Below are 16,594 nucleotides of genomic sequence, written 5' to 3' on the forward strand. Positions count from 1 at the left end.
AAATTATATCTGCGTGAGTTCATGCATGATTTCTTCAACGGTTAAAATGGAATGAATACGGCCAACCCCCTGACCTGCCCAAAGAGCCATTTGTTCTCGGTTTCCTGCAGCAGCTGCCGCTTTTCGCATCGGTGTTGTCCATACGTGCTGTATGGGATAGGGAAGAACCCGGTCTTCATTTCGTCTTTCTTCCTCCATCCACTGATTGACAATACCTCTTGCTTTTTTTCCAGAGAAAAGCCGTGTCATCGCTGTTTCACTGCCTTCTGCCTGTAACAGCGCCTTTTTGTACACATCTGCCGCAGCACTTTCTTGACTCGCTAAAAATCGTGTCCCTATTTGAACCGCATCTGCTCCAAGTGCTAGTGCTGCTTTCATAGTGGTCCGGTCTGTGATCCCTCCAGCGGCGATCAATGGGATATGACAGACAGACTTGACATCAGTGATCAGGCAGAAAAGTCCCTGCAGAGCATCTCCCTTTGAAGGTAAGAAGGTGCCTCGGTGCCCTCCTGCTTCGCTTCCTTGAAGAACAATGGCATCCATTCCTTTTTCTTCTAAAAGCAGTGCTTCTTTTTTTGTTGTAGCTGTTCCAATGAGAAAGATCCCCTTTTGTTTCAGATGATGAATTGTTTGTTCATTTGGACAGGCAAATGTAAACGACACAGCTGGGACTTCTTCTTCTTGAAGAATGTTGATTTTTTGTTCATAGTCCTTCCATAATTCTTCTTCTCTAGGGATCATCTGTGCTTCTTGTATGACAGGCAGCCGGTCTGTCCAAAATGATACATCTTCTGTTTTCGTTTCTGAAATGGGTTCAGGGACAAACACATTCACTTGAAATGGACGAGATGTCAGCTGTTTGACCTGTCTGATTTGCTGCCTCATCTTTTCTGGCTGTACATAACCACTTGCTAAGCTACCGAGACCGCCATATTGTGAAACAGCGGCGACAAGCTGCGGCGTCACCGCTCCTCCTGCCATTGGTGCTTGAATGATGCCATGTTCAATTTGAAGTAACGCTGTGAATTCTCCCATCTTCTCCCCCGCCCTTACTCGTTAGATGACACCTGTACATAAAAGTGACGATGTCTCGGTCCGTCAAACTCACAAAAATAGATTCCCTGCCACGTTCCAAGCACAAGATCACCATGATGGACAAGAACGTGCTGAGATGCTCCCATATAACTAGCTTTCATATGCGCTGCTGTATTGCCTTCCATATGACGATCTTTTGAATGTTCCCACGGAAAGACTTCGTCAAGCCGGCGCAGCATATCTCGTTTGACGTCTGGGTCGGCATTTTCATTAATGGTGATTCCAGCCGTCGTATGTGGACAATAGACCATAACCGTTCCGTTTTGAATTCCAGTTTCCCGGACATATTGCTGAACTTCATGGGTAATGTCTATCATGTCATCGTGTTTGTCTGTTTGTACGTTGATTTTTTTCATTTCTCTGCTCCTTTTGATCATGTCTATAAAACCATACCCTTTTTATGTGAAACCAATCACTGCCGGTTGGCAGAAACAAATCTTCTTACCTAAAGTTTACCAAGCAAAAAAACCTCGTCAATAGCTCCGAGGTTTTTAGGAAAAGTGAACCTTTTTTACTTCTATGGTTCGAATATGATGATCTTCTGCATCGACAATTTTAAATTCACAGCCTTCTGCTTCAATGATATCTCCAATGTCAAAATCAATTTTATGCGTCATCATCCAGCCGGCAATTGTATCAACATCATCATTTTCAATCGCTAAATCCAATAAATCATTTACTTCATCGATCAAGGCTTTTCCATCCATGACATAGTGGAAGTCACCTTTTTTCACAATATGCGGGGTCTCATCTTGATCATATTCATCTCGAATCTCGCCCACAATTTCTTCTAATATGTCTTCAACTGTGACGAGACCTGCTGTTCCGCCGTATTCATCTACAAGCACCGACATATGAATCCGTTCCTTTTGCATCAAAATCAGCAGTTCTTGAACCGGTGTACTTTCAATGACACGAATGACAGGGCGCATTAAGTCTTCAATGGACACCTCTTGATTGAGAAAACTTGCTTTAAATACGTCTTTGCTATTGATCACACCAATGACATGATCTTTGTCTTCTTTAATGACAGGATAACGTGTATACCTTTCGTTCAGCATATAATGCGTCACGTCTTCCAGGCTCTGTTCAATTTCAATGGCAGAGATTTCTGTGCGCGGGATCATGATCTCTCTCGCCACTCGGTTATCAAATTCAAATATTTTATTGACATATTTGTATTCAGATTGGTTGATCTCGCCCTTTTCGTAGCTTTCAGAAAGGATGAGACGCAATTCTTCCTCACTGATCGCCACTTCATGTTCTTTGACAGAATGAAAACCAAATAATTTCACAATGCCTCGTGCAGCCCCATTTAATGCTTTAATAAACGGGTACATGACTTTATAGAAAAAAATAAGAGGTTTTGCCGTCACAAGACTGACGGCTTCTGCCTTTTGAATGGCAATCGTTTTGGGAGCAAGTTCCCCAACGACAACATGCAAAAACGTAATGATCACAAAGGCAATGATAAACGATATGATGTCTGTCAAAGCGGAATGAAGCCCTGCCTTTTCAAAAAGCGGATGCAGGAAATGTTCCACTGTCGGCTCCCCTAACCACCCTAAGCCTAATGCCGTGATGGTAATACCAAGCTGACAGGCAGATAAATATTCATCAAGGTTGGTTGTCAGTTTCTGAACATGAATGGCTCTCTTATCACCGCTTTCAATCAGCTGATTGATTTTTGAGCCTCTAATTTTCACAATCGCAAATTCAGTGACAACAAAAAATGCTGTCGCAGCAATGAGTAATAGGACTAAAAATACGTTTAAAATATACAAAAAAACCCTTACCTAACACGGGTAAGGGCTCACCTCCTCTGGCGTCAATTAATCATTACGGCCATTTAGGAAGATCATTACAAAACGGAGCAATTCAAACAGGGAGACAAGGGCCGCTGCTACGTACGTAAGAGCTGCAGCATTTAACACCTTGTTCACGCCTCTTTCTTCACTGCTTCTAATGATTCCTTCTGAAACAATGATATTCTTTGCACGAGAACTTGCGTTAAACTCAACAGGCAATGTCACTAGCTGAAAGAACACAGCAGCTGAGAACAAAACGATCCCAAGCCCGATTAAGTTAAGGCTGCCGAGCAATAATCCACCTAGGAAAAGAAGCGGGGCAACACCAGATGCAAAGTTCACGACAGGGAAGATCTTATGTCTCAAGACAAGCGCACCATAGGATTCCTGATGCTGCAAGGCATGTCCAACCTCGTGTGATGCGACTGAAATGGCCGAAATGGAATGGCCATAATACACTGGTTCAGATAAACGAACCACACGCTGCGTCGGGTCGTAATGATCAGTCAAAGTTCCTCTTACCGGTTCAACGGGTACGTCGTATAACCCGTTGCGATCTAAAATATATCGAGCGGTTTCAGCACCTGTTTTCATACTGGCAGCTTCAACCTTTGAATACTTTTCAAAATTATTCTTTACTTTAAATTGTGCCCAAAAAGACAATCCCAATGCGGCAAATGTTAAAAAATAAAAAAACAGCATGCTCATCAGCTTCCTTTTTATTTTATATATTTATTTACAATTTTAATGACTTTTATGTAACGTGTACAGCAAAAAGCACTAGGTCTTTTTAAGGGGAATCACTACACCAATGAAAAAGAAGAACATTCCGATGCATGCTGTATAAAATGTCACCGTTCCATATAGGTCTTGAAAAAAACGAAGCCACGAGAAATCATTCATGAAATGGTTCACCGCATTTAAATCAAACACGAGTAAAATCACCGCAGATGATAAAAAGTGTGCGCCGATAAAAAGAAGTACGGTCTTTTGAACAAACGACATTCGCATTCCCTCCTTCTTCTCTCTTATTTTAAGATATGGGTTCTATTTCAATACATGACGATGATGAAAAATTGTTTCCTAATCGGGCATACTGACATTAGCAGTCTCCCTGAAAGGACGAGTTCGATGAAATCAAACCGTATCTTCATTACCTGGCTAAGATGGCCTCTTTATGTTCGCATTGCGATCATCATCTGTTTCTTGCTTCTCTTTTTTGGACAATTAATCGTCATACTTGAACCAAAGCAGTATCATACGATCTTTGATGGGATCTGGTGGGCTCTCATTACAGTCGCGACGGTAGGCTATGGTGATTTTGTGCCGCAAACCATGCCCGGACAAATCGCAGGTATGGCGCTGATTCTGATCGGGGCAAGCTTTGTAACGGCTTATTTTGCCACGCTTGCTGCCGCTGTATTTAGCAAACAGCACCATTATGTAGAGGGGAAGGTGACTTTCAAGGGGAAGGGACATCTCATCATTGTCGGCTGGAATGAGAAAACGAACAAACTGCTTCAATCGTTTCAAACCATTGATCCCGCCATGCCGATTGTACTCATTGATGATTCCTTAAAGGAAGGACCTCTTTTAGAGAATGTTCATTTTATTAAAGGCCATGGTACAGAGGATGCCACACTTCGCAGAGCAAATATTATGAGTGCTGATACATTGATGATTACCGCCGACCAGCATGAAAATGAAGTGACGGCTGATATGCAGAGTGTCTTAACCTTGCTTGCGGCAAAAGGATTAAATCCTTCGTTATATTGTTTAATTGAAATTTTAACCGATCGCTATGTGAAAAATGCTGAGCGGGCTGGAGCCAATCAAGTCATCCACACTTCTGATGCCGTGAATCATTTAATGGTGGAGCATTTTCTTTTAAAAGAACAGCTCATGGCGTTAAAAATCAAAAGAAACATGACCCTCCATAAACAGATCACCATCATTCCAGTACCGGCTTCATTAGCTGGAGAGACATTCTTAACGGCACTTCATCACTTTCTAGAGCACCATGTCATCATTGTAGGCGTACAAAAAAAAGAAGGACCCATGATGAATCCTCCTTTTGGATATGAGCTTCATCCAGAGGATGAGCTGATCAGCTTTTAAAGCAGTGCATCTTCTAATTCTTTGACGAGTGAAAAGCCAATTTCGGCATAAGCCTTTGACACATCTCCGTCTTTCTCTTTCGGTTCTTGGAATTGGTTAAAAGATGCCCCTACATTTCCAACCATCGCATGGTCATCTAATTTATCTTGATAGACATGCTTTAAGAGAAATGGATGTCCCATTTTCACCACAACGCCTGGCTGATCCAGCTGTCCTTTCTCGGCTGTAAACGGAACTCTGAGAAAGGTATAGCCGTCACGGTTGTCAATTTTATAATCAAAATATCCATGATCATAATCCCAATTCCCATTAATGACATATCCGAGCGGCTTCATGTTTTCTTCTAAATGGTACAGTGAAAAGCTTTCACCAGTTAGCCTAGATGGTACATGAATCATACAGAACCCTCCTTTTTGTATAGGGTTCGTTAAAGAGAGGAATTCATACATTTGCCTTTCGTGATTTGCACATTGTTTGTAAAAGCAGCATCAAATAAGGCCTGGCTGGATGATGCATTTGTCTCGTTTGCACTGCCCGCTCCTGATGTTTCTTTCGTAGCACTCATTGGACAAATCCGCCCAACATTCCCAAAGTTAACGATGGCCTGCCCTGAAATGTCATGGATATAAATATGATTTGTTCTCATCGCTTCATCAACCTCCTCCATTGATTATTCTATGTACAGAGCTTAGGGAGGCTTGCACTGACACCATGAGAACATAAAAAAAGGCACACCTTATGAAAAGATGTGCCTTTTATTCTTATGATTGTTTGAGACGGCTCTCAAGTTCTGCCTTTTTCTCTTCGAAGCCCGGTTTTCCTAATAAAGCAAACATGTTCACTTTATACGCTTCTACTCCAGGCTGGTCGAATGGATTGACGCCTAGTAAATAACCAGACATCGCACATGCTTTTTCGAAGAAGTACACGAGATATCCGAATGTATAAGCATCCATTTCAGGAATCGTCACAATCAGGTTCGGTACTTTTCCATCCGTATGAGCAAGCATTGTGCCTTCAAATGCTTTTTTATTGACGAAATCAACCGTTTTTCCTGCAAGATAGTTTAACCCATCAAGGTCTTGTTCTTCTGCTTCGATGACAAGTTCATGTCGTGGCTTGTCTACATTCACGATGGTTTCAAACAAGTCTCTTCTTCCTTCTTGTACATATTGACCAAGTGAATGAAGATCCGTTGAGAAGTTGGCAGATGAAGGATAGATTCCTTTTTCATCTTTTCCTTCACTTTCTCCGAATAACTGCTTCCACCATTCTGCAAAGTATTGTAAGCCTGGCTCATAGTTAATCAGCATTTCAATTGTCCGTCCTTTATTGTAAAGAACATTACGGACAACCGCATATTGATAAGCCGCATTTTCTGAGAGCTCAGATGAAGCGAAGTCTTCACTTGCTTTCGCAGCACCTTCCATCATTTGATCAATGTCTGCACCGCTTACAGCGATTGGCAATAGACCAACTGCTGTTAAGACGGAATAGCGTCCGCCGACGTCATCAGGGATGATAAATGATTCATAGCCTTCTTCAGTTGCTAATGTTTTGAGTGCCCCGCGTGCCTTGTCAGTTGTCGCATAGATGCGTTTTTTCGCTTCTTCAGCACCATATTTTTCGATAAGGAGCTTTTTAAAGATACGGAACGCAATGGCTGGCTCTGTTGTTGTACCAGATTTTGAAATCACATTAATGGAGAAATCGGCATCTTCTAGCAGATCCATTACATCTGTTAAATAAGAAGAACTGATGTTGTTTCCAATAAAGATGATTTGCGGTGTTTTGCGTTTGCCTTTTGGCAAACTATTATAGAAAGAATGGTTTAAAAACTCAATGGCCGCACGTGCGCCAAGATAAGAACCACCAATTCCAACAACGAGTAATACATCAGAATCAGATTTAATCTTTTCTGCACTTTTTTGAATGCGGGCAAATTCTTCGCGATCATATTGCTTCGGTAAGTCAACCCAGCCTAAATAATCACTGCCAGTACCCGTTTGTTCATGAATATTATGATGGGCCACCTTCACAAAATCTTTTAAATATGTAAGCTCATGTTCTTGAAAGAAAGGTAACGCTTTCGAGTAGTCAAATTGAATATGTGTCATCGCTTGTAAGCCCTCCATTACGTTAGTTCTGTCCCTTTCACTTTAGCGGAACTAGCTATTGAAATCAAGTGATCGTCATTGATGCAGCAAAAAGCCGCTCCTCATGAAGAGAAGCGGCCATCCAAATTATAGAGAAGCTTTCAAAATCGCTAAAATGTCATCACGGCCAAGTTTCATAAAGTTACCAAAACCACCATATTCCATTTCTTTTGCTGCGATGTCAGCAATTTTGTCCAGTTGATCTTCACCAATATCATAATCCGCTAAACGACTCGGTGCACCGAGGCTTGTCCAGAAGGCTGACAGCTTGTCGATTCCTTCTAATGCGATGTCACGATCCGATTTTCCTTCTGTCTCAATGTCAAACATGTTCAACATGAGGTTTTTAAAACGTTCGACATTATGATCGAGTGTATGACGCATCCAGTTTGGGAAGAGGATCGCAAGTCCACCTGCATGCGGTATGTCATAGACTGCTGATACTGCATGCTCAATCGTATGAGATGCCCAGTCTCCAAAATAGCCCATTTGCAGCGTGCCATTTAAAGCAATCGTTCCTGCATAAAGGATGGTTTCACGGTGCTCATAGTTTTGTAAGTCTTCAAGTAGCTTTGGTGCTGTCTCGATGACTGTTTGAAGAACAGCAAAACACATCCGATCTTGTAGAGGCGTATTTTTGACATTATGGAAGTATTGTTCAAATACATGGCTCATCATATCAACCATGCCATACACCGTCTGATTCTCTGGCACAGAATATGTGTGCTCAGGATCTAAAATTGAAAAAGCAGGGTGCGTGACTGAACTGCCCCACACGTATTTTTCATTTGTTTCCCAGTTCGTGATCACAGAATCCGGGTTCATTTCTGAGCCTGTCGCTGCAAGTGTCAATACTGTGCCAAATGGCAGTGCTTTTTGAGCGGTCGTTTTCTTTGAAATAATATCCCAAACATTCCCGTCATATTCAGCTCCAGCTGCAATGGCTTTTGTACAGTCGATGACACTTCCCCCACCAACTGCTAATAAGAAATCAATGTTCTCATTTTGGCAAATGTCGATCCCTTTTTGCACTGTAGTGAGACGAGGGTTCGGTTCAACTCCTGACAGTTCAAATACGTCAGCCTCTGCTTCATTTAAAGCGCTGATGACCTTATCATAAAGACCATTTTTCTTAATACTGCCTCCACCATATACAAGAAGCACTCGCTTTCCATAACGAGCGAGTTCGCTTTTTAGTCCGTCTAGTTGTCCTTTTCCAAACATTAATTTCGTTGGATTATAGTAAATAAAGTTCTCCATCTGTTCTACATCTCCTTAAAACATATATATCCAAAAACATGAAAGACTACTGTAACATATGTACATGCAGAACTCAAAAAAGATAACTGCTTAAAAGCAGCTATCTTTTCCATGTTCGATTATAAAGAAGCGTTTAGAATAGCTAGAACATCTTCTTTGTTCAGCTTTTTAAATTGGCCAAATTCACCACGTGCCATTGCACGGTCTGCAATCAAATCAATTTTCTCATCGTTGATGTCATAGTCAGCTAAACGGTTTGGTGCTCCTAAACTTGTCCAAAAAGCAGAAAGTTTTTCGATTCCTTCTAAGCCAACTTCTTCGTCTGTTTTGCCCGCAGGGTCTACATCGAATACACGCACTGCTAATTGCTTGAAGCGACCTGGGTTTTCTTGAATGACATGTTTCATCCAGTTCGGGAACAAGATCGCAAGTCCGCCTGCATGAGGGATGTCATACACCGCGGATACCGCATGCTCAATATTGTGAGATGCCCAGTCTCCGCGTGCGCCCATTGAAAGCATTCCATTCAGTGCAATGGTGCCTGTGAATAAAATCGTTTCACGAAGCTCATAGTTTTCCAAATCATTGATCAGCTTTGGTGCTGTTTCAATGACCGTACGAAGAAGTCCTTCACACATACGATCTTGGTAAGGTGTATTCTCCGTGTGATGGAAATATTGTTCAAACACGTGAGACATCATGTCGACCATGCCATAAATCGTATGGTTTTTTGGCACAGTAAATGTATTGACTGGGTCAAGAATAGAGAATTTAGGGAAGACAGCTGGACTGCCCCATCCGTATTTCTCATTTGTTTCCCAGTTTGTGATGACGGAGCCAGAGTTCATTTCAGAACCTGTCGCGGCAAGTGTTAATACTGTACCAAATGGGATGGCTTCCATTGGGACATGCTTACGAGTGACGATATCCCAAGCATCTCCATCGTATTTCGCACCAGCTGCGATCGCTTTGGTTGCGTCAATGACACTACCGCCGCCGACTGCCAAAATAAAATCAATTTGGTTCTCTTTGCAAAGCTCAACCCCTTTTCTAACTGTTGTTAAGCGCGGGTTTGGCTCAACACCAGCAAGCTCAGTGATTGCAGCTCCTGATTCTTTTAAAATGCTGACAACTTGGTCATAAAGGCCATTTCGTTTAATGCTGCCTCCACCATATACAAGCAATACGTTTTTTCCGTAGTGTTTTAGTTCATCTGAAAGGGCTGATACTTCTCCCTTTCCAAAAATTAATTTCGTTGGGTTCCAATAAGTAAATCGATCCATGTGATCTCCTCCTCGCGCTACATTATGCGCCTCTTTCATTCCAAAAGTAAAGTAATTTGCTTTCATCCATTTTCTTACGCATAGTTTGGCTAAAAATCTGCAAAATATAAATGTATTGATACTGTAGCGAAAGGAGGAATCACGATGAGTGCTATTCAGCGTATTGCCCTCGTGCTCACGATTATCGGTGCTATTAACTGGGGACTAATCGGCTTTTTTCAATTTGACTTAGTAGCAGCGATCTTTGGCGGTCAAGGTGCTGCATTATCACGTATTATTTATGGTCTTGTTGGAATTGCAGGCCTTGTCAATCTTGGTCTGTTGTTCAAACCTAGTGAAGAAGCTGTCCGCCGTGACGAGCCAAATCCAGAGGTCCGCTAATAATGAAAAAGACATAAAAAAAGACTGCCTATGAGGCAGCCTAAGGCACCGTTTGAAGCGGTGCTTTTTTTATTTCTTGATAAGGTCTTTACGGTTTGATTGCTCAATCCACTCTTCAAGTTTATCTTTCAGTGTATTGAAACCTTGTGGTGCAGCAGCTTCTTCTTTCACTTGCTGTGGTCTTTGTTTCTTTGGTTTGCTTTCTTTTCTTTCAGGTGCTTCTTGCGTTGCACGGATAGAAAGGCTGATTTTACCAGCATTTTCATCAACAGAAAGAACTTTCACTTGTACTTCGTCACCAATTGAAAGGTGCTCGTTGATGTCTTTTACAAAACCGTGTGTCACTTCAGAAATGTGCACAAGCCCTTGAGTTTCTTCATCTAATGCAACAAACGCACCATACGCTTGTAATCCTGTTACTTTACCAGTGTAAACACTGCCTACTTCAAACTTTGTCGCCATGATAACAACTCCTAAATAAATGTTTTAATATTCGTTTATACGCAATTAAAAACTATATCACAGAACGGTCTTTTACGCAAAATATTTTTTAATTGGGTTTAGATCCGTTCAAAAGGGGGAATACCTGAAAACAAGAATGCTTTCTAGTATTCCCCCCCTAATTTGAGAGGCATGAGTCCAGTTGGATTGATGCCTTTTTTTATTTTAAGATAGCAGGTGCCTCTTCTTGCACTTGTCTATTCTGCAAAAAACGCTGGATTCTTGAAAGTGATTCCTGCAAGTGATCGAGTGATGACGCATATGAACAACGAATATGTCCTTCACCACTTGGGCCGAATACATTTCCAGGGACAACTGCTACTTTCTCGCTAAGCAGCAGCTCCTCGGCAAATTGTTCTGAAGTCATGCCTGTGCTTTTAATGGACGGGAAAGCGTAAAACGCTCCGTTTGGCTGGTGGCAAGTGAGTCCAAGTTCATTGAGAGAGCCGACAAACAAATTACGGCGTCTTCTGTAGCTTTTCTTCATTTTCTCCACATCTTCAAGTCCATTTTTTAATGCTTCTTCTGCAGCATATTGTGCCATAGCTGGTGCACACATCATAGAATATTGATGTATTTTCAGCATGGCATCACGGAGGACTGGCGGTGCTGCCACATAGCCTAAGCGCCACCCCGTCATAGCGAACCCTTTGGAAAAGCCTGAAATCAAAATCGTTCTTTCCTTCATATCTTGAATCGCCGCGACACTCGTAAAAGCTTCATCGTACGTCAGCTCAGCATAAATCTCATCTGTGATGATTAAAAGATCATGCTCCTTTGCAAACTGAGCAATATCTTCAAGCTCTTCTTTCGAGTAAACAGACCCTGTTGGGTTTGATGGAGAGCATAGCAAGATGGCTTTTGTTTTCGGCGTCAGCTTCGTACGAAGATCAGCAGAATCGGCTTTAAAATCTTTTTCAGCCGATGTACTTAAATAAACCGGTACACCGCCCGCAAGTGTCGTCAGAGCCCCATATGCGACGAAACAAGGCTCTGGGATGATTACTTCGTCCCCGTTGTTTAAAATGGCGCGAAAGGCCAAATCAAGCGCCTGGCTGCCGCCAACCGTAATAATGAGTTCTTCTTCAGGACTGTACTCAATGTGAAACCGCTTATATAAATAATGGCTCAATTCTTTTCGCAAAGAGAGCAGCCCAGCATTTGCTGTATAAGAGGTCAGTCCTTGTTCTAAAGACATAATACTGGCTTCTCTCACATTCCAAGCTGTCACGAAATCCGGTTCGCCGACCCCGAGGGAGATAACCCCTTCCATTGTGGCTGCCAAATCAAAGAATTTCCGAATACCTGACGGCTGAATGCTTTGTACCGTTTCAGATAAATAAGACTTTTTCATTTAAGGAGACACCACGATTCTTTTGTCATCGTCCCCTGTTTCAAAGACTTTCCCATCATGCTTATATCTTTTCAAAATAAAGTGGGTAGTGGTTGAAACAACAGAATCAAGTGTCGATAATTTTTCAGATACGAAGCGGGCGATATCAGACATGGATCTTCCTCTGATCACAACAGATAAATCATACACGCCTGACATTAAATACACGGACTCCACTTCTTGGAACCTGTAAATGCGTTCAGCAATTTCATCAAAACCGACGCCTCTTTTTGGAGTCACTTTCACATCAATCATCGCTGTAACGCCTTCGTGTCCGTCTACTTTTCGCCAGTCAATCATGGTCGAATAATCAATAATGACTTTTTGATCTTCGAGCTTTTGAATAATGGCTTCTGCTTCTTCTGATGTCACACCTGCCATTTTTGCAATTGTATTTAAATCGGCGCGGCTGTTTTCATCTAAAATCTCTAATATTTCAGTTTCTTTTTCGGTTAGTTTCATTGATTTCACACCTCTGATTGTAAAAAGCTAGTTTTAAAAAATCTTCTGAACATTATAGCACGTTTTTCCCATTATGCTAAGCAGGGAAAAGATTCTAATCGTAGCTTAAAATCCACTTTTTAGGGTACAATACAGTCACCTAACAGAGAGTGAGTATCAAATATCGGAGTTGATGAGTGTGGACATTGTACAGCCATCCTATATGAAAAGTAAATTCGGTTTAGATATCTATTACGAACACTATCCAAATGAAGGTAAGAAGACATTAATTTTGATTCACGGCCTCTTCTCATCTACCTTCAGCTATCGAAAGCTCATCCCGCTTCTGAAACAAGACTTCAATTTAATTGCGATTGATCTGCCTCCATTCGGGCAGTCCGAAAAATCGAATACGTTCATTTACAGCTATCGCAACATGGCAAAAATCATTATTGAACTAGCTGGTTATTTGCAGATTCAGCATGCGATCCTCGTGGGGCATTCCATGGGGGGACAAATTGCTTTATATGCTGCATCTGAGCGTCCCGACTTATTTGAAAAAGCTGTTCTTTTATGCAGTTCAGGGTATATGAATAAATCCAAAAAGTCGCTTGTTTACAGCACATATATTCCTTATTTTTATCTCTATTTAAAAAGAAAGTTGTTCAAGCAAGGTATTATGAAAAATTTAACCTCTGTTGTGCATGATCATTCGATTATTGATCAAGAGATGGTAGACGGATATTTAAAGCCTTTTTCAGATGACCAAATTTTTAGAGGTATTTTTCGTTTGATTCGGCATAGGGAAGGTGATTTAGCGTCAGATGTCTTAAAGAAAATGGAGACACCTGTCCTTCTGATTTGGGGGGAGGAAGACCGGATCGTTCCTATTCAAATTGGCGAAAGACTTCACAAAGATCTGCCGCATTCAACCTTTCACGCATTAAAAAAAACCGGGCACCTCATCCCTGAGGAAAATCCGGTCTTTGTGTCTGATCAAATTGGTCATTTCAGCCTGTCTTAAAACGAGCAGGAGCTACTTTCTCTTATGATAAAAAGCTGATTTGCGATATGCTGGCAGCTTTCCATCGGAAGAAGCTGATCAAATGAGTGATGGTAAATGGCTTGAATGTCTTTCGCGAAAGATAACGGGTCTTCTGCGTCGTATAAGGCACTGATGACGTCAGCAGGCTCCGTTTCGTAAAAGTCCTCTCCATACTGAAAAGGGTCCCATGCCTTAATGATTTGAATCATCTCTTCTACAGCTTGACTATCTTTCATGGGGATCACCGCTTATAATAAATTTTGTGATGTTTATTTTAGCACAACCAAGAATGGTTGAAAAACGGCTAGAGGTGGGTTTCATGAATTTCGACGAACAGATCATACGTAAAGGTTCAAAATCAGTCAAATGGGATCAAGCAGAGTCTTTATTCCTGACAACAGATGCGCTGCCAATGTGGGTAGCAGATATGGATTTTAAAGCGCCCCAAGTCGTGCTTGATGCTTTAAAAGAACGATTAGATCACGGCGTATTCGGATATGCATTTCAGGATCAGGATACGCAGCAAGCAGTAGCTGACTGGGTCAAAAGAAGACACGGTTGGACGATACAAACAGATGCCGTCACCTTCACACCAGGTATCGTGACAGCACTTAGTTTTGCGGTACAAGCCTTTACAGCTCCGAATGATGAAGTGGTCATTCAGTCACCGGTGTATACGCCCTTCTATCAAATGATTGAAAGAAACGGACGTATCGTCTCAACCAACCCTTTAAAAATAGAAAACAACCGTTACATGATGGATTTTGATGATTTAGAGAAGAAATTAAGCAGGCCAGAAGCAAAGCTGATGTTTCTTTGTCATCCGCATAATCCTTCAGGGAGAGCTTGGTCAAAAGAGGAATTAAAGCGTGTAGGAGATTTATGTGTACAGTACGGTGTCACCGTCGTGTCAGATGAAATTCATTCCGATCTGATGCTTTACGGGCAGCCGCATGTGCCTTTTGCCAGCCTTTCTGATGAGATAGCTAACATCACAGTAACGTGTATTGCACCGAGTAAAACATTTAATTTAGCTGGTCTTCAGGCATCTGCCATTATCATTTCTGATGAAGAAAAAAGAACCCTTTTCACCAATGAAGTGCAAAGAAATGGATTGTCTAAACTGAATGCCTTTGCGATTCCTGCCATGGAGGCGGCCTATCGCCACGGAGATGAGTGGCTTGATTCACTTGTTCTTTATCTCGAAAATAATATGAAGATCGCAATGGATTATATTGATGAATATCTGCCGATCATGCGTTATATGAAACCAGATGCTTCTTATCTATTGTGGCTGGATATTCGTGATTATGAGCTCACTCAAGCAGAATTGAAACGTAATCTGCTGAAAAAGGGCAAGGTCATACTAGAGCTCGGAAACGTATATGGGCACGAAGGAGACGGCTTTATTCGAATGAATCTAGGCTGTCCTGCCGGAACAGTGAAAGAAGGTCTGAAGCGCCTTCATCAAGCATTCACTCAATCATCCGAATAAAACCATTTCTATCAAAAGAACATCCTAACGGGTGTTCTTTTTAAAGAAAAAAACCCTCCTATTATCATATCTACTTTGTACATGAAATGATATAATGAGAGGAATTACAATTATTTACGAGGAGAGCATTTAAATGGAAATGTTCAAGGATTTTCTGCTCCATGTATCTTTTATTCTATTTCCAATCTTTTTATATCATGCACTATGGCTAAGCCGGACCCCTGCTCATTTCCCTAAAACGAATAAACTGCTCATCACCATATTTGCATCCATTTCATCAGCACTATGTATTATGTATCCAGTTGGTTCGATTTTAGATTTGCAGACTGGGCTTCAATCGATTCCCCTTGTACTGGCTATTTTATACGGGGGATATACCGCCGGAATCGTCGCTATCTTAGTTAGTTCAACCGTAAAGTTCGTGATGTATGGCTCTTTTTTATGGGTTGGATTGATTGTTGTACCGATTTACTTTCTCATTCCTTTCCTGCTTTACCGGAAATGGCGCCAATATTCTAAGCAGAGAAAGCTGTTATACGGAGTCATGATTGCGTTATCAAAAGGGATGTTTATTTACATTGGACTGCTTGTGGTCAGCTTAATAGAGTACAGCCCTGCATTCATTATGCAACAAAAGCTGCTCGAATTATTTTTCTCAACTCTTTACTACATATTCTTCCTTGTGCTGAGTATTTATTCCATTGAGTTTGTGAAAGAGAATGCGCAAATGAGAACACAGCTTGTCCAATCAGAGAAACTGACGATTGTGAGTGAACTTGCAGCAAGTGTCGCCCATGAAGTCCGCAATCCACTGACGGTGGTGAGAGGATTTATCCAACTGCTCTTTTCAAGTGACAATACGAAAGAGCCGTCAACCAATAAAGATTATAAAAATCTCGTTTTATCTGAACTTGACCGTGCGCAGGATATTATTACGAGCTATCTTGATATTGCGAAACAAAATTATTATCAAATTGAGTCTCTCAATTTATCTAAATTACTTGAAGAGTGTGCATCGCTGATGACATCCTATGCGAATTTTAAGTCGGTCACGATTCATCAATCGATTGAACCAGACTTATACATCCAAGGTGATGAAACGAAAATCAAACAAGTCATGATTAATTTAATCAAAAATGCAATTGAAGCAGCGCCCGAACACGAAGGTAAAATCGAACTGTTTGCTTCAAAAGAAAATCATCGAATCTGCCTTTATTTCGTTGATAACGGTGTAGGCATGTCAGAAAGCCAAATGAAAAAGCTTGGTGAACCCTATTACACATTGAAAAATAAAGGAACAGGGCTTGGGTTGACAGTGACATTTTCCATCATTGAAAATCATCATGGAACGATTCGTTTCAAAAGCTCATTGCAGTCTGGTACAACAGTCACCGTGAAGTTTCCTGAAGATACAAGAAGAAAATGATCAATCCATTTTTTTTGTCCTTTTTTCATCGATCTGCTCCTGCTTCTTAGAAGCACGAACGATCAGACGAAAGCAAATAAATGCAGCAGCAAAGAAAAGCACCGTCGTGATTGCCGCAGGGATATACTCCCTTTTATCTTCAGGAAAATACAGTAGAAAGAATATGATGAACGACATGTTCCGCTCTTCCCC

Annotated in this window: 20 protein-coding genes; 5 read left to right on the plus strand and 15 right to left on the minus strand. The window is 41.4% G+C overall.

What is annotated here, in order from left to right; translation table 11 throughout:
- Positions 1-3: 3 nt before the first annotated feature.
- The 5 genes from NST09_RS14645 to NST09_RS14665 all read right to left on the minus strand — a co-directional run bounded on the left by NST09_RS14645 (position 4) and on the right by NST09_RS14665 (position 3,908).
- Positions 4-1,035, minus strand: coding sequence for a nitronate monooxygenase (locus tag NST09_RS14645; protein WP_224558663.1), 1,032 nt, complete (start codon positions 1,033-1,035; stop codon positions 4-6).
- Between the two features lie 14 nt (positions 1,036-1,049).
- The gene (locus tag NST09_RS14650; protein ID WP_025207889.1) at positions 1,050-1,451 is read right to left on the minus strand and encodes a secondary thiamine-phosphate synthase enzyme YjbQ; all 402 of its coding nucleotides are present in this window, start codon (positions 1,449-1,451) and stop codon (positions 1,050-1,052) included.
- A 135-nt stretch (positions 1,452-1,586) separates the two neighbouring features.
- Complete coding sequence (locus NST09_RS14655) at positions 1,587-2,879, minus strand: hemolysin family protein (RefSeq protein ID WP_007500537.1); 1,293 nt, start codon at positions 2,877-2,879, stop codon at positions 1,587-1,589.
- Positions 2,880-2,927: 48 nt separating this feature from the next.
- Positions 2,928-3,602 carry a zinc metallopeptidase gene (locus NST09_RS14660; RefSeq protein WP_024719711.1) on the minus strand — a complete coding sequence of 225 codons (675 nt, stop codon included), beginning with the start codon at positions 3,600-3,602 and terminating at the stop codon, positions 2,928-2,930.
- Positions 3,603-3,683: 81 nt separating this feature from the next.
- Positions 3,684-3,908 (minus strand): hypothetical protein, encoded by a 225-nt coding sequence (locus tag NST09_RS14665; protein ID WP_008345775.1) that lies wholly within the window; start codon positions 3,906-3,908, stop codon positions 3,684-3,686.
- A 126-nt stretch (positions 3,909-4,034) separates the two neighbouring features.
- On the opposite strand from NST09_RS14665, the gene NST09_RS14670 reads away from it, so the two are divergent.
- Positions 4,035-5,021: a potassium channel family protein gene (locus NST09_RS14670; RefSeq protein WP_224558664.1), complete on the plus strand. Its 987-nt coding sequence runs from the start codon at positions 4,035-4,037 to the stop codon at positions 5,019-5,021.
- On the opposite strand, the gene NST09_RS14675 is transcribed toward NST09_RS14670, so the two are convergent.
- The 5 genes from NST09_RS14675 to NST09_RS14695 form a co-directional block, all read right to left on the minus strand.
- Positions 5,018-5,419: a YugN-like family protein gene (locus NST09_RS14675; RefSeq protein WP_008345780.1), complete on the minus strand. Its 402-nt coding sequence runs from the start codon at positions 5,417-5,419 to the stop codon at positions 5,018-5,020. The genes NST09_RS14670 and NST09_RS14675 overlap by 4 nt on opposite strands.
- A 29-nt stretch (positions 5,420-5,448) precedes the next feature.
- On the minus strand, positions 5,449-5,667 hold the full coding sequence (locus NST09_RS14680) for a spore germination protein (RefSeq protein WP_008345782.1): 219 nt from the start codon (positions 5,665-5,667) through the stop codon (positions 5,449-5,451).
- Between the two features lie 115 nt (positions 5,668-5,782).
- Positions 5,783-7,138 carry a glucose-6-phosphate isomerase gene (locus tag NST09_RS14685; RefSeq protein WP_041091820.1) on the minus strand — a complete coding sequence of 452 codons (1,356 nt, stop codon included), beginning with the start codon at positions 7,136-7,138 and terminating at the stop codon, positions 5,783-5,785.
- A 126-nt stretch (positions 7,139-7,264) separates the two neighbouring features.
- Positions 7,265-8,437: an iron-containing alcohol dehydrogenase gene (locus NST09_RS14690; RefSeq protein ID WP_008345787.1), complete on the minus strand. Its 1,173-nt coding sequence runs from the start codon at positions 8,435-8,437 to the stop codon at positions 7,265-7,267.
- Between the two features lie 119 nt (positions 8,438-8,556).
- Positions 8,557-9,720: an iron-containing alcohol dehydrogenase gene (locus tag NST09_RS14695; protein WP_017358962.1), complete on the minus strand. Its 1,164-nt coding sequence runs from the start codon at positions 9,718-9,720 to the stop codon at positions 8,557-8,559.
- Positions 9,721-9,864: 144 nt separating this feature from the next.
- Between NST09_RS14695 and NST09_RS14700 the strand changes: the two genes are divergently transcribed.
- Positions 9,865-10,101, plus strand: a complete 237-nt coding sequence (locus NST09_RS14700) for a DUF378 domain-containing protein (protein WP_008345792.1) — start codon at positions 9,865-9,867, stop codon at positions 10,099-10,101.
- Positions 10,102-10,170: 69 nt separating this feature from the next.
- On the opposite strand, the gene yugI is transcribed toward NST09_RS14700, so the two are convergent.
- From yugI to NST09_RS14715, 3 genes are all read right to left on the minus strand, one after another.
- Positions 10,171-10,563, minus strand: coding sequence for a S1 domain-containing post-transcriptional regulator GSP13 (gene yugI, locus NST09_RS14705; protein ID WP_008345795.1), 393 nt, complete (start codon positions 10,561-10,563; stop codon positions 10,171-10,173).
- Between the two features lie 199 nt (positions 10,564-10,762).
- A complete protein-coding gene (locus NST09_RS14710; protein WP_035389238.1) occupies positions 10,763-11,956 on the minus strand; it encodes an aminotransferase in 1,194 nt (397 codons plus the stop codon).
- Positions 11,957-12,457, minus strand: coding sequence for an Lrp/AsnC family transcriptional regulator (locus tag NST09_RS14715; RefSeq protein WP_007500517.1), 501 nt, complete (start codon positions 12,455-12,457; stop codon positions 11,957-11,959).
- A 178-nt stretch (positions 12,458-12,635) separates the two neighbouring features.
- Here NST09_RS14715 and NST09_RS14720 point away from each other — a divergent pair, with 178 nt between their 5' ends.
- On the plus strand, positions 12,636-13,460 hold the full coding sequence (locus NST09_RS14720; RefSeq protein ID WP_148779653.1) for an alpha/beta hydrolase: 825 nt from the start codon (positions 12,636-12,638) through the stop codon (positions 13,458-13,460).
- On the opposite strand, the gene NST09_RS14725 is transcribed toward NST09_RS14720, so the two are convergent.
- Positions 13,457-13,717: a DUF1871 family protein gene (locus tag NST09_RS14725; RefSeq protein WP_025207895.1), complete on the minus strand. Its 261-nt coding sequence runs from the start codon at positions 13,715-13,717 to the stop codon at positions 13,457-13,459. The two genes, NST09_RS14720 and NST09_RS14725, sit on opposite strands and share 4 nt — an antisense overlap.
- 83 nt (positions 13,718-13,800) lie before the next feature.
- Here NST09_RS14725 and NST09_RS14730 point away from each other — a divergent pair, with 83 nt between their 5' ends.
- Both NST09_RS14730 and NST09_RS14735 read left to right on the plus strand, forming a co-directional pair.
- The gene (locus NST09_RS14730; protein WP_342493073.1) at positions 13,801-14,976 is read left to right on the plus strand and encodes a MalY/PatB family protein; all 1,176 of its coding nucleotides are present in this window, start codon (positions 13,801-13,803) and stop codon (positions 14,974-14,976) included.
- Between the two features lie 133 nt (positions 14,977-15,109).
- Positions 15,110-16,402 carry a HAMP domain-containing sensor histidine kinase gene (locus NST09_RS14735; RefSeq protein ID WP_057079139.1) on the plus strand — a complete coding sequence of 431 codons (1,293 nt, stop codon included), beginning with the start codon at positions 15,110-15,112 and terminating at the stop codon, positions 16,400-16,402.
- Here the strand turns inward: NST09_RS14735 and NST09_RS14740 are convergent, their stop codons facing one another.
- A complete protein-coding gene (locus tag NST09_RS14740) occupies positions 16,403-16,579 on the minus strand; it encodes a hypothetical protein (RefSeq protein ID WP_008345810.1) in 177 nt (58 codons plus the stop codon). It lies immediately after the preceding gene.
- Positions 16,580-16,594 lie beyond the last annotated feature (15 nt).

The sequence above is a fragment of the Bacillus sp. FSL W7-1346 genome (genome assembly GCF_038593335.1).
GTDB classification, from domain to species: domain Bacteria; phylum Bacillota; class Bacilli; order Bacillales; family Bacillaceae; genus Bacillus; species Bacillus altitudinis.

Coding starts and splice junctions, on each gene's coding strand:
- NST09_RS14645 (WP_224558663.1), bottom strand. CDS start 1,035: ATGGGAGAATTCACAGCGTTACTTCAAATTGAACATGGCATCATTCAA.
- NST09_RS14650 (WP_025207889.1), bottom strand. CDS start 1,451: ATGAAAAAAATCAACGTACAAACAGACAAACACGATGACATGATAGAC.
- NST09_RS14665 (WP_008345775.1), bottom strand. CDS start 3,908: ATGTCGTTTGTTCAAAAGACCGTACTTCTTTTTATCGGCGCACACTTT.
- NST09_RS14670 (WP_224558664.1), top strand. CDS start 4,035: ATGAAATCAAACCGTATCTTCATTACCTGGCTAAGATGGCCTCTTTAT.
- NST09_RS14675 (WP_008345780.1), bottom strand. CDS start 5,419: ATGATTCATGTACCATCTAGGCTAACTGGTGAAAGCTTTTCACTGTAC.
- NST09_RS14680 (WP_008345782.1), bottom strand. CDS start 5,667: ATGAGAACAAATCATATTTATATCCATGACATTTCAGGGCAGGCCATC.
- NST09_RS14685 (WP_041091820.1), bottom strand. CDS start 7,138: ATGACACATATTCAATTTGACTACTCGAAAGCGTTACCTTTCTTTCAA.
- NST09_RS14690 (WP_008345787.1), bottom strand. CDS start 8,437: ATGGAGAACTTTATTTACTATAATCCAACGAAATTAATGTTTGGAAAA.
- NST09_RS14695 (WP_017358962.1), bottom strand. CDS start 9,720: ATGGATCGATTTACTTATTGGAACCCAACGAAATTAATTTTTGGAAAG.
- NST09_RS14700 (WP_008345792.1), top strand. CDS start 9,865: ATGAGTGCTATTCAGCGTATTGCCCTCGTGCTCACGATTATCGGTGCT.
- yugI (WP_008345795.1), bottom strand. CDS start 10,563: ATGGCGACAAAGTTTGAAGTAGGCAGTGTTTACACTGGTAAAGTAACA.
- NST09_RS14710 (WP_035389238.1), bottom strand. CDS start 11,956: ATGAAAAAGTCTTATTTATCTGAAACGGTACAAAGCATTCAGCCGTCA.
- NST09_RS14715 (WP_007500517.1), bottom strand. CDS start 12,457: ATGAAACTAACCGAAAAAGAAACTGAAATATTAGAGATTTTAGATGAA.
- NST09_RS14725 (WP_025207895.1), bottom strand. CDS start 13,717: ATGAAAGATAGTCAAGCTGTAGAAGAGATGATTCAAATCATTAAGGCA.
- NST09_RS14730 (WP_342493073.1), top strand. CDS start 13,801: ATGAATTTCGACGAACAGATCATACGTAAAGGTTCAAAATCAGTCAAA.
- NST09_RS14735 (WP_057079139.1), top strand. CDS start 15,110: ATGGAAATGTTCAAGGATTTTCTGCTCCATGTATCTTTTATTCTATTT.
- NST09_RS14740 (WP_008345810.1), bottom strand. CDS start 16,579: ATGTCGTTCATCATATTCTTTCTACTGTATTTTCCTGAAGATAAAAGG.